This window comes from Porphyromonas sp. COT-052 OH4946 (genome assembly GCF_000765965.1).
Lineage (GTDB): Bacteria > Bacteroidota > Bacteroidia > Bacteroidales > Porphyromonadaceae > Porphyromonas > Porphyromonas gulae.
The window spans coordinates 184,447-199,714 of sequence record NZ_JQZY01000014.1 but is presented as its reverse complement, the minus strand read 5'-3'; the positions used below and the strand labels follow the sequence as shown (position 1 = coordinate 199,714).

At 50.0% G+C, this 15,268-nt stretch carries 17 protein-coding genes; 2 read left to right on the top strand and 15 right to left on the bottom strand.

Annotated elements, in window-relative coordinates:
• The 8 genes from HQ50_RS05910 to HQ50_RS12115 form a co-directional block, all read right to left on the bottom strand.
• Complete coding sequence (locus tag HQ50_RS05910; protein WP_039418969.1) at nucleotides 1–591, bottom strand: RnfABCDGE type electron transport complex subunit E; 591 nt, start codon at nucleotides 589–591, stop codon at nucleotides 1–3.
• Nucleotides 588–1,265, bottom strand: coding sequence for an RnfABCDGE type electron transport complex subunit G (locus tag HQ50_RS05905; protein WP_039424791.1), 678 nt, complete (start codon nucleotides 1,263–1,265; stop codon nucleotides 588–590). Before HQ50_RS05905 ends, HQ50_RS05910 begins: the two co-directional genes overlap by 4 nt.
• The gene (locus HQ50_RS05900; RefSeq protein WP_018964239.1) at nucleotides 1,262–2,245 is read right to left on the bottom strand and encodes an RnfABCDGE type electron transport complex subunit D; all 984 of its coding nucleotides are present in this window, start codon (nucleotides 2,243–2,245) and stop codon (nucleotides 1,262–1,264) included. Before HQ50_RS05900 ends, HQ50_RS05905 begins: the two co-directional genes overlap by 4 nt.
• Before the next feature lie 15 nt (nucleotides 2,246–2,260).
• Nucleotides 2,261–3,592, bottom strand: a complete 1,332-nt coding sequence (rsxC, locus tag HQ50_RS05895) for an electron transport complex subunit RsxC (RefSeq protein WP_039418963.1) — start codon at nucleotides 3,590–3,592, stop codon at nucleotides 2,261–2,263.
• A gap of 35 nt (nucleotides 3,593–3,627) precedes the next feature.
• Nucleotides 3,628–4,500 carry a Fe-S cluster domain-containing protein gene (locus HQ50_RS05890; protein ID WP_018964241.1) on the bottom strand — a complete coding sequence of 291 codons (873 nt, stop codon included), beginning with the start codon at nucleotides 4,498–4,500 and terminating at the stop codon, nucleotides 3,628–3,630.
• 9 nt (nucleotides 4,501–4,509) lie between these two features.
• Nucleotides 4,510–4,932 (bottom strand): SoxR reducing system RseC family protein, encoded by a 423-nt coding sequence (locus HQ50_RS05885; RefSeq protein ID WP_018964242.1) that lies wholly within the window; start codon nucleotides 4,930–4,932, stop codon nucleotides 4,510–4,512.
• Nucleotides 4,933–5,283: 351 nt separating this feature from the next.
• Complete coding sequence (locus HQ50_RS05875) at nucleotides 5,284–6,576, bottom strand: lipopolysaccharide assembly protein LapB (protein ID WP_039429026.1); 1,293 nt, start codon at nucleotides 6,574–6,576, stop codon at nucleotides 5,284–5,286.
• A gap of 5 nt (nucleotides 6,577–6,581) precedes the next feature.
• Entirely contained in the window at nucleotides 6,582–6,788 is a 207-nt protein-coding gene (locus HQ50_RS12115) for a DUF1661 domain-containing protein (protein WP_235317940.1), read from the bottom strand.
• Between HQ50_RS12115 and HQ50_RS12570 the strand changes: the two genes are divergently transcribed.
• Both HQ50_RS12570 and HQ50_RS05870 read left to right on the top strand, forming a co-directional pair.
• On the top strand, nucleotides 6,721–6,927 hold the full coding sequence (locus HQ50_RS12570) for a DUF1661 domain-containing protein (protein ID WP_152566894.1): 207 nt from the start codon (nucleotides 6,721–6,723) through the stop codon (nucleotides 6,925–6,927). The genes HQ50_RS12115 and HQ50_RS12570 overlap by 68 nt on opposite strands.
• Nucleotides 6,928–7,080: 153 nt before the next feature.
• Nucleotides 7,081–7,659 (top strand): glycoside hydrolase family 108 protein, encoded by a 579-nt coding sequence (locus HQ50_RS05870; RefSeq protein ID WP_039429024.1) that lies wholly within the window; start codon nucleotides 7,081–7,083, stop codon nucleotides 7,657–7,659.
• Nucleotides 7,660–7,788: 129 nt separating this feature from the next.
• Here the strand turns inward: HQ50_RS05870 and HQ50_RS05865 are convergent, their stop codons facing one another.
• From HQ50_RS05865 to porP, 7 genes are all read right to left on the bottom strand, one after another.
• On the bottom strand, nucleotides 7,789–8,382 hold the full coding sequence (locus HQ50_RS05865; RefSeq protein WP_039423231.1) for a chromate transporter: 594 nt from the start codon (nucleotides 8,380–8,382) through the stop codon (nucleotides 7,789–7,791).
• 18 nt (nucleotides 8,383–8,400) lie between these two features.
• Nucleotides 8,401–8,958 (bottom strand): chromate transporter, encoded by a 558-nt coding sequence (locus tag HQ50_RS05860; RefSeq protein ID WP_039423230.1) that lies wholly within the window; start codon nucleotides 8,956–8,958, stop codon nucleotides 8,401–8,403.
• Between the two features lie 189 nt (nucleotides 8,959–9,147).
• Nucleotides 9,148–10,239, bottom strand: a complete 1,092-nt coding sequence (gene gldN, locus HQ50_RS05855; protein ID WP_039429021.1) for a gliding motility protein GldN — start codon at nucleotides 10,237–10,239, stop codon at nucleotides 9,148–9,150.
• A gap of 8 nt (nucleotides 10,240–10,247) precedes the next feature.
• Nucleotides 10,248–11,798, bottom strand: coding sequence for a gliding motility protein GldM (gene gldM, locus HQ50_RS05850; RefSeq protein WP_018964249.1), 1,551 nt, complete (start codon nucleotides 11,796–11,798; stop codon nucleotides 10,248–10,250).
• Nucleotides 11,799–11,801: 3 nt separating this feature from the next.
• On the bottom strand, nucleotides 11,802–12,731 hold the full coding sequence (gene gldL / locus HQ50_RS05845) for a gliding motility protein GldL (RefSeq protein WP_026292049.1): 930 nt from the start codon (nucleotides 12,729–12,731) through the stop codon (nucleotides 11,802–11,804).
• Between the two features lie 40 nt (nucleotides 12,732–12,771).
• On the bottom strand, nucleotides 12,772–14,247 hold the full coding sequence (locus HQ50_RS05840) for an SUMF1/EgtB/PvdO family nonheme iron enzyme (protein WP_039418951.1): 1,476 nt from the start codon (nucleotides 14,245–14,247) through the stop codon (nucleotides 12,772–12,774).
• A gap of 56 nt (nucleotides 14,248–14,303) precedes the next feature.
• Nucleotides 14,304–15,245 (bottom strand): type IX secretion system membrane protein PorP, encoded by a 942-nt coding sequence (porP, locus tag HQ50_RS05835; protein ID WP_039429017.1) that lies wholly within the window; start codon nucleotides 15,243–15,245, stop codon nucleotides 14,304–14,306.
• Nucleotides 15,246–15,268: the final 23 nt, after the last annotated feature.

The following is a 15,268-nucleotide window of genomic DNA, read 5'->3' as shown; positions in this document are numbered from 1 at the left end:
TTATGCTTTTTTCTTCAACTTGTTCACTAAGGCAATCAGGTAGCCCAATGCAATGAAAGCTCCGGGAGCCAATACGAAAACCAATGCTCCGTAGGATTCATTGAAGATCGTAAAGTCGAATAGCTTGCCACTGCCCAGGAGTTCGCGGACGGTACCTAAAAGCGTCAAACTGAGGGTAAAACCTAATCCGATACCTATACCGTCAAATATAGAATGAACGAGGCCTTTCTTGGAAGCAACGGCTTCGGCACGACCAAGTACAATACAGTTTACTACGATCAACGGGATGAAGATACCGAGGCTCTTGTCCAAATCAGGCATATAAGCCTTGATAAGCATCTGCAATACCGTCACGAAGCCGGCAATGATCACGATAAAGGCCGGAATACGTACCATATCGGGGATGAGATTCTTGACCAAGGATACCACTATGTTGGAGCAAATAAGCACAAACATGGTAGCCAATCCCATACTCATACCATTGATGGCCGACGTTGTGGTGGCCAGCGTGGGACACATACCAAGGAGAAGTACGAATATCGGATTCTCCTTAACAATGCCGTTTATAATAACACTCAAATTCTTACTCATTGCGCTTCGGTATTATCTGTGTTAGTATTCATCGTAGAATCAGCCTGAGTAGTATCGACAGTTGCCTCAGTCTGTCCGGCACTGCCTTGAGCGGCTTTGAAACCTCTGTAGGCGCGATCCATAGCATCCAAAAAGGCACGACTACTGATCGTAGCGGCTGTGATGGCATCTACCTTACCGCCGTCTTTGGTAACGGCAAGAGGCGTATCGCTCATCTGTACGCCACGTACATCTTGGATCAGTCCTTCTTTTTTGGCAGGAGTCTGGAACCACTCTTGCATCTTGGCTCCGAGGCCGGGTGTTTCGCTGTGGCTGAGTACGGAGAAATCGTGGACTTTGCCGTCCATATCGAATCCGTACATCACTGTGAACTTACCGCTAAAGCCCTTGTCCGTATAGCTTTCCACTGCGTAACCCACTACTTCCTGCCCTTTTTTTGCCGGGAATACGGTGAGTTTGGCTCCATCTACATCAACTTCGAATCTCTCTTCGTACGGATTGTTGTCGAAGGCATTAACTACCAGTTTGATAGCAGCCACTTTGGCATCCACTTCCGCTTTTGCAATGGGCTCTTTCGTTATTTCGTTCATCATGCCGAGGGCGGCGGAAACAACGATACAGAAGCCCGTCAAAGAGAGCAACATATTGGGGAGTGACGATTTTAGCTTTTTCATTTGTTCTTTCCTCCAAAATGTTTAGGTTTCATATAAGTATTGATCAGAGGCGTCATGCCGTTCATAATCAGGATGGCGAATGACATCCCTTCCGGATAAGCCCCGAATGTACGGATCACAACCGTGAGCAAGCCGATCAGACAGCCATAGAGGATCTGTCCGGACTTGGTCATCGGCGAAGTCACATAGTCCGTAGCCATGAAGATGGCTCCGAGCATCATACCACCGGAGAACAGGTGGAACCACGGAGTAGCGGGGAAAGATGTCGGGCTGGCCAAGTGCAGAATGCCTGCCAATACGATCACGGATGCGAAAATAGACACGGGGATATGCCACGTGATAATCTTCTTGTAGAGCATATAGACCAATCCGAGAAGCAGCGCGATAGCACTGACTTCACCCAAAGAACCGGCTTCACCGATAAACATGTGCAGGTCGGTGGGGATATTGGTCAAAGCCGAGGTGTCGCCACTCATCGCCGCTTTCATCAGACCGAGGGGGGTAGCACCCGTCTCGGCATCCAGATAGGAAGTCATCTGTCCTTCGGTAGGCCAGAGAGTCATCTGGGCAGGGAAAGAGATCAGGAGGAATACACGACCGACCAAGGCGGGGTTGAAGATGTTGTTCCCCAAGCCGCCGAAGGACATCTTGCCCAATGCGATAGCTACTACTGCACCGATGATAATGATCCAAACGGGCAGGTTGCTCGGCAGGTTGAAAGCCAGCAATACGCCGGTCAAGATCGCTGAGCCGTCCATGATGGTCGGCTCTTTGCCCAGCATATATTTGCTGATCAGGAATTCCACGATGCAACAGGTAAGAACGGACACTGCCGTTACGATCACCGCACCGATCCCGAACTGATATACCGACATGGCCAAGGCTGGCAAGAGGGCAATCAGCACGCCATACATATTCTTTTTGATGCTGTCTCCGCTGTGGATGTGCGGTGAAGGAGAAATGATAATTTTATTTTCCATCGCTTATTTCCTTTCTTATTGCTTACGTGCTCTTTGGATACCCATCACAGTCTTCTTGGCTTGGCGGATATAATCCAGCAGAGGACGGTTGGCCGGACAGGTGAAGCTGCACGAACCGCATTCGATACAGTCAACCACGTTGCCTTTTTCCGCTGTTTCCCAGCTCTTATATAAGGTGTCGCGCATCAGGAAAGCCGGATTGAGTCCCATCGGACACACTCCGACGCACTTGGCGCATCGGATACAGTCGCGCATAGGCTTGCGGACTGCCTCTTCTCTGTCGAGAATCAATACTCCGGAGCTGCCTTTGGTCACAGGTATATCGGGTGACAACAGGGCGCGTCCCATCATCGGACCTCCACCGATGATCTTACCCGTATTCTCCGGCAGGCCACCTGCTGCTTCGATCAGAGCCGCAATAGGAGTACCTATACGAACGAGGAGGTTAGACGGACGAGACAATTTTTTGCCTGTGACCGTCACGATGCGCTCGACTAGAGGCTTGTTCTTCTGTACCGCTTCGTATACGGCGAATACCGTACCCACGTTTTGTACTACGGCACCTGTGCTGATAGGCAGGGCACCGCTTTTTACCTGCTTGCGGATCACTGCGTCGATCAGCTGCTTCTCACCACCTTGAGGATATTGCACCTTCAACGGCATTACCTCTATGCCCGGATATGCAGCGGCCAGTTTGGTGAGGTGAGCGATAGCGTCTTTCTTATTATTCTCAACTCCGATAACGGCCTTGTTTACCTGAATGGCTTTCATCAGGATGCTCACGCCGATCATGATCTCTTCGCCGTGCTCCAGCATAAGGACGTGGTCGCTCGTCAGATAGGGCTCGCACTCTACGGCGTTGATGATCAGGATCTCGGCTTTGTTGCCCGGAGGAGGGGATAGCTTCACATGGGTAGGGAAGGTAGCACCACCGAGACCCACGATGCCGGCAGCAGAGATTTTGGCTACGATTTCTTTTGCATCCAGATTGCATTCTTTGACGATGGCCGGTGAGCGATCGATGCCCTCTTCCCATTCGTCGCCTTCTACGTTAATGAAGACTGCGGGCTTGGGATAGCCGCTTGAGTCGTATACGTTATCGATCTTCAGCACCTTACCTGACACAGATGAGTGGATATTGGCTGATACGAATCCTCCGGCCTGAGCAATGATAGTCCCGACCTTAACTTCATCCCCTTTCTTGACCGTGGCAGTTGCCGGTGCCCCGATGTGCTGACCAAGAGGGATGACTACTTGTGAGGGGATAGGCAACACCTCTACGGGCTTGCCTGCCGATAACTTGTTTTCGGGGGGGTGAATACCACCGATTCGGAAAGTCCTCAACATAATAATTCTATGTGGTCTTTGTTGTTATTTATTCCTTAGACAGTCTCTTGTGCCGGTGCGGCAGCTTCTGTGGCGACAGCCGGCTCCACTTTCTTCTTCGGTGGGAAGTTCAGCTCGTGGATGGCATTCGTGGGACATACGTCCACACACTTGCGGCACATGCGGCACTTGGTGTGGTCTATGTACGAGAGGTTGTTCTCGATAGTGATAGCCTCGAACTGACATTGCTTCAAGCAGAGCGAGCAGCCGATACAAGCATTGCTACAAGCTTTCTTGGCGGCACCGCCTTTGTCCTTGTTCACGCAGCTGACAAAGATACGACGGCTCTTAGGCCCTTTCTTCCGGAGCTCGATGATCGATTTGGGACAGGCCTTGACACATGCACCACATGCCGTACAAGCATCCTCCACCACTTCCGGCAGCAAAGTTGTCGGGTTGATGCGGATAGCATCGAATCCGCAGGCATCCACACAGTCGCCCAATCCCAGACAGCCGAAGCTACAGCCCGTGTCTCCGCTATATAGCGAAGCGGCTACTGCACAGCTGGAGGCTCCATCGTACAGGTTCGTACGCGGACGAGCATCGCAATTGCCATTGCAACGAACCACGGCAATCTTCGGATCCTGAGCAGCCGCAGCCATGCCGAGGATGTCGGCTATCTGCCCCATCACCGCTGCTCCCCCTACGGGGCAGAGCAGTCCTTCGAGGCTTTCGGCTTTGACGCAGGCATTGGCAAAACCGGAGCATCCGGGGAAGCCACATCCCCCACAGTTGGCTTGAGGGAGTACCTCTGCAACCAGTCCGATGCGTGGATCTTCCTTGACCTCGAACTTCTTTGCGGCCAAAAACAAAACCAGTGCACCAATGGCACCGATTGTGGCCAAAACAATCACAGTAGTAAGTATCATATTTGTTTGTTACTGATTATTTTTTCGAATAGTAAATACCAAACGTCGGCTCAGTTTGCCGTTGAATAACCGGAGGATCAGGTAGTACACCCCCAAAGCCCCCAGTGAGATGAGCGTACTCATGCCCTCGTCAAGCCTCAGAATACTGATGGTCAGGACGAGCATAAGCAGCAACAAAATCAAAGGAACAATGAAAGAGAGGACGACAGCAAGGCGTCCCATGGCACTATGACCTTCCAGCAAAACCCGATCACCTTCGCGGATGTCAGGTGCGGGTCCCATTACGGTGATATATCGATCTTTGCAGTCTGTAGAGGAGCAATAGCCGGCGGCATGACAACCGGCGCATGCGCTTTTCTGCTGCACACATACCGTTATCTTGTCGGCTTCCACTCGGCTGACAACTCCGCTATGACTGATAATCTCGCCCATTTCAAATAGTTAGGCAAATGTGGTTGTCTTTTTGATTGATTGTCTAAGGCGAACAATACTCATGACGCGGCAAAAATACACAAATCTTGCTAACTCAGGTAATAAAGTAGCCCCAAAACACAATAATTCTCCCCAAAAATGGGGATTCCGTGCTCCCTTTTTGAGGAGTGTGAATGGGCCGTTATCGGAAGTTGTCGGAGGAGAAGAAACGGCACGAAGATCTCAGCCGAAACATCTAAGAATCAAATGGCTGCATGGGGATGTGAAATTTTGGCAATGAGCCCGAAACAATATGATCGCGAATGATCATTTCCCTTTCGGATCGTTCCGAACAATGTATATACGCCATGTTTATAGCGTTTCCTCGTCCTCCGAATTGTTGGCTTTCAGGAGGGATAGCCTGCTCCGAGCTTCTGCCAATCGGCGGAAGCCCTTGATGTCGTTTTTCGCTGTACTTGCTCTTTCCTTGTCGAGGACACGTCGGTACATGTGGATTGCACCGGTGCGGTTGCCGGTCTTTTCGAAGCATTGGGCGAGGAGCAGGCAGGCCTCGCTGTTGCCGCTATCGTATTCTATGGCATAGCGCAGATGGGATATGGCTGTTTCCGTTCGCCCTTGTTCATTGGCACATTGACCCAGCATCGTATGTACATCGGTGAGTCTGTCCGTTTTCGGTTCGACCAGATCGAGTGCCTTCTGCAACCGCCTTTGCGCTTCCTCCCACAGCTTTTGGCGATAGGCACACATGCCCAAGTAGTATTTGGTCAGGTAGTTTTGTTCGTAGGCGGATTCGTCGGCTCGTCTGAAGCACTCTTCGGCTATGGTCCACCTATCGGCTTTGTAGTATGCCAAACCGCAATAGAAGAGATCCTTGAAAGAGGTGGGGAAATGGCCTCGACCGATGATCCGCTCATAGTCATGCAGGGCACTGTCCGCCTCCTGTAGCATCATCATGGATTCGGCATGGGCCAGAAGTACGGCCGTGTTCAGCGAGTCGGTTTGCAGATAGCGTGCTGTCACCCGTTCCTGTCGGCGCGTTTCTCCCACCTGTCCGTACAGGGTAGCCAGATCGATCAGGGTAAGGAAATCGGTAGAGTCTCGAAGTATCTGCTCTTCCAATAGTGCTATCGCTTGAGAAGGTTGTTGTCGTTTGTTGAGGGCTTTTGCCCTAAGGCGAATGACGGGAGTGAGCGAATCTTGTCGTAAGATACTGTCTGTGATGACCAATGCCGTGGAGTCCTGTCCGATGAGAACGAGCAGTTTGGCCAAGTCGTACCCCGTGGGAATATCGGATGTGCGTTCATAGCCTTGATGTAGCATTTCGATTGCTGTGGCATAGTCCTGCATATCGACCTGCAACGCTGCACCCAAACGATAAGCTACCGCATCGAGAGGATCTATCCGTATGACCCTTTGGTAGACGGCAAAGGCTTCGGGATGCCGTCCCAGTTCGCTGAGAGCTTTGGCTCGGAGGTGTAGGGCTTGCTCGTCTTCGAGACCGCAACTGTCTGCCCATGCCAGAGCCTCCGTGTAAGCCATACGATCAATCAGGGTCTGCATTCGGCCCAAATCATCTGTGGTCTGAGCTGTTGAAGACAGGATGGTCAGAGCAACGACAATGAGGTAGAGTAGGGGGCGTTTCATAGAGTTTATGTCTTTGAATACAAAAATATACGATATTTCCGTAGATTGGGGCTCTGAAAATGTTTCTTTCCTGAGTTGAGTCTTGCAACTGTTTCTTTTGTGCTGGAGTCCTCATTCGTTCTCGTTCGAGAAAATAGCTGTTTGGTGTTCTGGAAAACGTGGCGCGGGAATTTTTTTGTTTTGGTTCGAGAAGTAAAAATTTTACGCGCCAAAGTGAGAAAATTCTCGTTCGTAAATTTTCGAAAACACGCACCACGATTGGCTCGATTCCGGTTCCGCTTTTTGATTCCGGCTTTCCATCCGTTAGAAGAATTCTTGCTTGTCTTTAAGATAGATAATCGCTATCTTTAAGGGAGAAATAGAGCCTTAGGGATAAGGTTCTGAAAATGAAGGTTCATGCAGTCGGTGGAATGACGGGAGGACTGTGGAACGAGCTTTTTGAGAGACGATGCCGAATGGCTTTTGGAAGTTGATTTATGTTGAACACAAAGAGGTTAAAGAAAGATGGCAAATGTCAAGTTATTGCTCCCATATATATTGAAATGGGAAGGCGGTTTTGTCCATGATCCTGCCGATGCAGGAGGAGCAACAAACAAAGGCGTAACGATAGCGACTTGGAGAAGAGTCGGCTATGACAAGGATGGCGATGAGGATATAGATGTCGAGGATCTCAAGTTGCTAACCAATGACGATGTCCTGAATCGTGTCTTGAAACCATTTTATTGGGATCGTTGGAAAGCAGATTTAATCGAGTCTCAAAAGGTGGCTAACATCCTTGTCGATTGGGTTTGGGGTTCAGGTAAGCATGGTATTGTTATTCCTCAAAGGATACTCGGTGTGAAAGCTGATGGAATGGTGGGCAAAAAGACTTTGCAGGCTGTCAATAGTGCAGATCCCGATGAGCTGTTTGAGTCCATCTTCGATGCACGTCGTAAGTTCTTAGAGGACATTACGACAAGAAGCATTAAAAGATACGAGGATCGCATCGGACGCAAGGCTACCGAACGCGAATTGCTAAGGCATACCAACAAACGCTTCCTGAGAGGTTGGATGAACCGTCTTGAAGATATTAGGAAGCTCTAAACCTGTAGGTTCGTTTCCTTTCAACGGATATCATCATTTGTAGATCTCCGTTGGGATAGAGTTTGTTTGTGAAATACTGAATCGGTCAGACGGGCTGTGTCATAATTCGCTTTTATGGCACAGCTTTTTTCAGAAGCCGTATATCAGCAAACCGGCGAGACCGGCAAGCAGTATCGTGAGGATAGGATGGAGCCACTTCTTGACGGTGACGAGGAAGGAAAGCAGGAACAGGAGGATGCTCCAAAGATCGGTGAAGTTCTCCTGTACGACTACCTGATCGAGGCTTGCCGAGCCTGTGGTGAACAAAGCAGAAATGAAATCCGGACGGAACGTGAGCAACAGTGCTGCAGCTGCGATCAAGCCAACAGAAGTAGGACGTACCATAGTAAAGGCGGCATCGACATAGGTGTTGCGTCTGAATCGTGCAAAAAAGGCCGAAATAATCAATACCAAAACGAAAGATGGCAGGCTGACGGCTACCGTAGCCAAGACGGATCCCCATACGTTGCCTGTGACGGTATAGCCTATGTATGTGGCACTATTGATACCGATGGGGCCGGGTGTCATCTGGCTGACGGCAACAATGTCCGTGAACTCCTGTGCCGTGATCCAACCGTAGTGGTTTACCACTTCATCCTGAATCAGCGAGAGCATGGCATAGCCTCCACCGAAACCGAATAGCCCGATCTTGATATACACCCAGAAAAGTTGCAAATAAATCATCGGCTCGAAAGAGTTTGATCAGGAATGCATATTCCGAATACGAAAGCGGATATAACGACTATAGAGGATACCCAAAGCTGCAGCAACGAGGATAATCCACACGGGAGATACTCCGGCATACCAGACAAGAATAGCAGCAAGGATCGGGATCCAGAGCGAAACGGTTTTCATCTTCATGGCTTTCCATGTAGAGATGGCCGGAGCTGCGATCATAGCGATGACAGCAGGACGCAATCCTCGGAAAATGGCCGCAACGATCTTGTTGTCCCTCATCTGTGCAAAGAACATGGCTACAGCCAGAATGATCAGGAACGAGGGAAGAATAGTCCCCAAGGCACAAACGGCTGCTCCGGCATATCCTCTGAGGCGATAGCCTACGAAGATGGATATATTGACGGCAAAGACTCCGGGCAGGGATTGTGCCACGGCAAAAAGATCCAGAAAATCCTCCTCCGATAGCCAGTGGTGCTTATCCACTATATCGGCCTTGATCAGTGGCAACATGGCATAACCTCCACCGAAGGTGAATCCGCCGATACGGAAAAAAGTGAGGAAGAGGGATAGATATGGATTCACGACAGAAGAGAGACAGCTTGATAAAACGGACAGTCTACCGGGTTATGTTCGATTACGAGTATAGGTCGCAATATATGTGCAGTCCGAATACTCTTGGTCTAAGCCTTTAGCACGTTACTTGCTTCTTCAAACAAAAAGGGGATATGCCAAATTTTGTTTTTGACACATCCCCGAATAATTGTTCCTGTATTACTTGCGGCGACGAACCGACCGAGTCGCAGCTTTATTTTTAGAAGCTTTGGCAGCTTTCTGCTTTTTGGGCTCGACGGCCTCTGTATTATCAGCTGCTCCCTCGCTTTGTCCGCGTGTTCGGCTGGTGATGTTTTTGCCGCGGGTCTTTTCCCGTTTCTTTCCCTTGGTTTTCTTTGTCTCCGCCTGCTTCATCCATGTGGTATCTTGTGTCACATAGAGTCCATCGCGGAAGCCTTGCAATTCCTTGTCGATGCGTTTGCTCTCCATCTTCATGGAGTCGGGCGTAGGACAGTATTCGGCCAAAGCTCGGTTGTGCAGATTTTCTGTCTTAACGATGTCGCCTTCGTAGAGATTGAGACGGAAGAAATCGTCTATCGTCGAATTGCGCGTATTGTTCAGACTGCTAAGCATCACTCGTTCACGAGCGATATAGGGGCGGATATTTTCGTAAGGAATCCAGAACAAAGGCTGATTGCGTACTTCGCCGAATTCGTCCTGGCCGGTCATGATCGGGCAAATGGCCTGAATCTTAATGTCCACATCGCTATTGGTCGGAGTGAAGTACCATTCCTCCTTTACGTAGTAGGCTTTGACTTCTGCCGAGGGAATGTCGCTATCAGCCACCTTGAAGAGCTCCGCATTCTTGTTCGTACTCGGCTGGTAATAGATGCCAAACCTGTCCATAAACTCTTGGAACTTGATCTTGTACCGGTCTGTGAAGGCTTCGAATCCATCCAGATATTCATACACATCGAGGCTGTTGGAATTGATGAGTCCGAATATCGTGCTGAAGAGATTCTTGCGATCACCAATAGGACGGGGTGGGTAATAGAGTACCGCATTGGACTCTTCCATCAGGTCTACGCGTCGGTACACGACTCGTCTCCAAGGGGCATTGTCGGTCTTCTGTGTCAGACGTCTGTTGAATTCCTGAGCACGATTGGATAGAGTAGTGATCTGTTCCACCTCGGTGTTGCGCGGTGCTCGACCTACTTGCGGAGAGCGGTTGTTCGTATTTTCCTGTGCAACGGACGGGATACTGACCGTCGCTGCAAGGATCGCTCCTATGACTGCTTTGAATACTTTCATAAACGCTATTAGTTCACAATTACTTCAATGGCCGGAATCTTACGTTCGATACCATCCGGACCGCGTGCAATTACTTCCGTTACGTAGAAACGTTTGCCTCTGGCCAGATTCTGTATTTGTCGTTTTTGTCTCTCAGAGAATGAAGCTCCGTCAGAAACTTCGGGGATCGAATTGCCCATCGAATCATAGAACACGAGTTGGAACTTCACCACTGTGTAGTTTACTTCCAGCAAATCGTCGTCAAGAGCAGCTTTAATGCCGCCTGCTGCCAGGATTTCTCGCTTACCCAAGCGACCACCTTTGAAGCGTTTCGTGTTCCCCTGCACATCCTTATATTCGATATAGGGAAGAGGATCGGGCAGAGCTCTGACACGCAATGTAGTCTTTGCCATTTGGATGGTACGACCTCCTGTTTGAGCGGTGACGGAAATGATGGCTTCGCTGCCTACTTTCGTCGGCCGTGCTATCCAGAGATTGCCGCGGCGAGTAAGGGTACCATTGTTGATCGTTGCAGAAACGTTTTGCTGAGCTACACCCGGTACGGCGATATTGATCGGATTGTCTATACCGGCGTAGAGTACGTTCATCATCGTCGGAGCGACGGAAGCCATTGGTTCCGTAACGAAGTATTCGCTTTCAAAGTCACGACGAATCTTAACCCCATCGTTGCCTATCATTTCGATATATCCTTTGACCGGATATGTGCCCGGTGCACCTGCCGTAGCCGTAAATAAGCCCATGTTCTCCGGCGAAAGGAGCTTACCGTTTACAAATACGTCCGGTCTTTGCGTGGTATCCACACTGGAGAGAACGATATTGGCCTTATATGTATCGCCCGACATGACGATCTGGCTCTGTGGGATCACTTGTGCTGTGATACTGTTCACACGATAATCCCCCACATCCACACTCTTTACCAGATCGGCAAGTACTTCGCCCTGAGCATAACGCACATCGCTTTGGAGCTTGGTCAGGAGCGTAATAGCTGCTACGGTGGGCATATTCTCGAACAAAGAACTTTCCCATGATTTGCCTTTGGTACCGGATTCTGTGTTAAGGGCTTGTTCTATGAGCTTCAACTTCGCCTTATCGGTCATGAGCGTAGCGACCAGCTCGCGGAACTTGTCCACCTCCTTGCGAAGCGTGCTGCCTTTACCGTTGATCGGATTCAGCATTACTACGGAAGAAGCATCGAGATTGTCCTTTCGTCTTATATCATTGACTTTTGCATCTTTTCCATCCGACTCACGGGCAATGGCCAGCTTCAGATCATCTATAAAGGTACAGAGCGAATCCGCCTCTTTCTGTAGGACAAGGCTACGCTCATACCATACCTTCACCTTTTCGGGATTGGTGCGATAAGCCGTATTCAGCTCGGACAGCACCAGATTGTTACGCTTGTCGGAGCCGTCGATGGAAGAGGCTAAGCTCTTATCCACTTTGTCGAAACCATCCAGTACCTCACTCGATACGTTCAAAGCCATCATGGCGATGAACACGAGGTACATCAGGTTGATCATCTTTTGCCTATTGGCATTCCCATTAGAACCTACTGCCATGGCTTATAAGGGTGAGCTGCCGGATGATGAAGGATTAGAAGCACCAAAATTGCCGGGCATACCGGGTAGACCTACATTCGTTGTCAAGGCTTGAAGCAGGCGAGCATACACCTCGTTGAGTTGGGTCAGCTGGCGTGCCATACGCTCGTTTTCGTTGCGGAATGAAGAACTGTCGATGACACTATTGTCATACATATCTCGGATATGAGCCAATCCGCGGTTGATACGATCGATGGTGTCGATCTGGGAGCTGATGCTCTTGAGTTGTATCTCGTATATGGTATTCAGGCCAGAGATGTTGCGGCTGAGGTTTTCCATCTGCTGGATATACGATTGCGAATTGAGGCGCAAGCCTTCCTGATCCGCTTGCATCTGCTCGTAGCTCTCCGTCATGGCGGCTGCAGTCCGGCCGATACGGGCAAGCTGTTCGCCTGCTTCAGCCAGTTTGTCTATGCCTTCGCTCAGACGTTGGATCTGCTCTTCCGGCAGTATTCCGGTCAGTTGGGACTGGAAAGGAGCGGCAGGCTTAGGCTGTTCTTGTGGCTGCGTACCCAAAGAGGCAGAGGCAAGGCGCACAGAAGATGGTCTTTCCGCGTATGCAGCTGCTTCTTTGGCCTTTTCGCGAAGATACTCCCGACGCTGCTCCATCTCCCGACGGTCCATCGGATTCTTCGAGTCCAGTTCAGGGAAGACTTCTTCCCAGCGGTATTCCATTGCGGGTTTTTCGAATCCGGAGATAAAAAACACCAAGAATTCTGTGATCATCCCCACGAAAAGCATCTCGTTGCCCATCGGCAAATGGAGCAACTTGAAGAGAGCACCCAAAATCACCACAGCGGCTCCCCAACTATAAACGATATTGAGAAGTCGGCGTCCTTTGTGACTGGCCAAATACATCTCAAGGATGTTCTTGTATCTTCTATAATGACCCATAATACTTGTTTTTCTTGTTTTGAATATAGATTGGCGATACTTATTTCTTTTTGCTGCGACGCGAACTCTTAGGAGCCTTGCCGGAAGAGAAGGCGATGGAAGTACGTACACAACGGAATCCGATATAGGAACGACCTACGTTCTGGTATTCATGGCTACGGGTAGCCGAGCGGATGAAGCGAGCCACATCTTTCCACGAACCACCGCGTACTACCTTTTGCTTCAGGATGTACGGATCCGTCAGTGCAGCTTTGTATTCCAGTTCGGGATTCAGATCCGACATTTGTTTGAGTCCGGACTCCGAAAATGCCGTGCTGGTCCATTCGGCTACGTTGCCCGCCATATCGTACAAGCCGAAATCATTGGGCGAGAAACTGGATACGCGGGACGGTATCAAATGGCCGTCAGCCGTATAGTCGCCCTCTCCGGGCTTGAAGTTGCCCAAGAAACAACCCCGTCCCGTCCTCAAGTCTTCGGTACTCCAGGGATATTTGTTGTTGGAATCGCCCATTCGAGCAGCATATTCCCATTCGGCTTCAGTGGGCAGACGGAAGTCGTCCATGATCTGTCCTTCAGGCAGGCGAACACCTTTGCGGAAGAATTCCGACCGCCATGCACAGAACGCCTGAGCCTGTTCCCATGAAATACCCACTACGGGATAGTCATCGTAGCCCGGGTGATTGAAATACATTCTCGTATAGATCTCGGTACGAGCATTGGGGAAATCATTTACCCAGCATGTCTCATCGGGATAGATCGGCACGATGTATGTATTGAGAAAATCGTATTCGCTGCTGAGCGGACGCGTGATGGTTTCGCTGATAATATTGCCGCTTTCGTCTATGAAAGCCGTGTCTTTCGATATCATCACTACGGCGTTGGGGTCTACCTTGATGTCCGTATTCAGATTGCGCTTTGCAGCCTTGAGCTGATGCTCGCGCAGAGCTGCCGAACGATAGTCGTAGACTTCGTACCGGTAGACCATTTGATCCGGATTTAGCTTTCGCTCACGAGTGACGGGATTGGTATAGTAAACGCTGTTGATGGCAGCTATTTCTTCCTCGGTAGCCCGCTTTTCGGAAGGAATAGGTTTGCTCCAATCCAAATGAGGAGTTACGGGTTCGCCGAACTTATTCTCGGTAATCTTGTATTCTTCGTTGCCGCCGTATGCAGGATCGGCCAGACGTTCGCGGATGATAGAGTCCCGAACGTAGTAGACAAACTGCCGGTATTGGGCATTGGTGATCTCCGTCCGATCCATCCAAAAAGCATCCACAGATATAGGGCGCGATTCGGCAGGTATGCCCCATAGGCTGTCTGCCTCTTTGTTTCCCAACACGATACTCCCTCGGGGAACCTGTATCATCCCGAAAGGCGATGGCTCATTCCATGAAGATAGCTTGGCACCGGTCAGTTCACCGCCGACAGCCCGTTTGGAAGAGCCGCACGACGAAATAGTGAAAACTCCAAACAGAAAAAAGCCTGCAAGAGCGAAAAACCTGTTCTTTCTACACATACATTATTTATATATCTGCTTCGCTGCTCTCCCCGAATCTTGCGCTAAGGCAGTTTTCAGAGGAAACGAATGCTTTTATACTTTGCATCTCTATTCTTCGTATTGCTCAATGGGAAAGAATAGCTGACCAGCAATTCGTGGCTTCCCCATGAGGCTTTAGCCAGTGCTGATGTCGGCCATTCGAAAGCATAGCCGGCATAGAACTTGCCCAACTGCATCCCTAAGCTCACTCCCACGGCTTGTGTGGGACGATACATCAGTGAGCCAAAGAAGCGGTTGTTGTATGACATTCCCATCGTCACATCCAAACGAGAGCTATGCCCGTCGGTAGCTGCAAAGATAGAAGGATGCCATGCAAATAACGAATAAATGGAACGGATATTGTATCCGGCAAGGAGATAATAATGCCTTGTCAGATCTAATATGTACTGTTCATTGAGCGGAATTGCCGGAGCGGTCAGATGGTTAGAGCTGAATCCGACGTACAATTCTTTGCGGCGGTAGTATATACCTGCACCGATGTCGAAGGCCTTTCCGCTCACCTTGGTAAGGGGTATGGCCGGATCATTCTCCGTCTCAAGCTCCACCTTGGTGCCATCGAAAGCCGTATTGACGAGTCCGGCTTGGAGGGCGACGGACAGATCTCCGCCGAAGAGTTTCTGCTTGAAGGCATATTGCCCCATCAGCTCATTGATGGCAAAGAGTCCTCTCGTTTCGGTCACTACCCGAACTCCTACTCCATGCTCTCTGTCGAAGAAGCGAATAGGCGTATCGGCCAGTACGACGAAGCTCTTAGGACTTCGGGGCATGCCTTCCCATTGTCTATTGTGCAGCGCAGTGATGAAAATCTCTTTGCGCATGCCGGCATAAGCCGGATTGTAGTAGCCGTATGCACGGGTGTACTGAGCCAGCAATAAATCGCCCTGAGCGAAAATATCTTCTCCTCCGGCCACGGTCAGGAGCAGGAGCAGAATGAGCGAACGGAAAGATTTATGCAAGACTGATGCCACGGTGGTAAAAC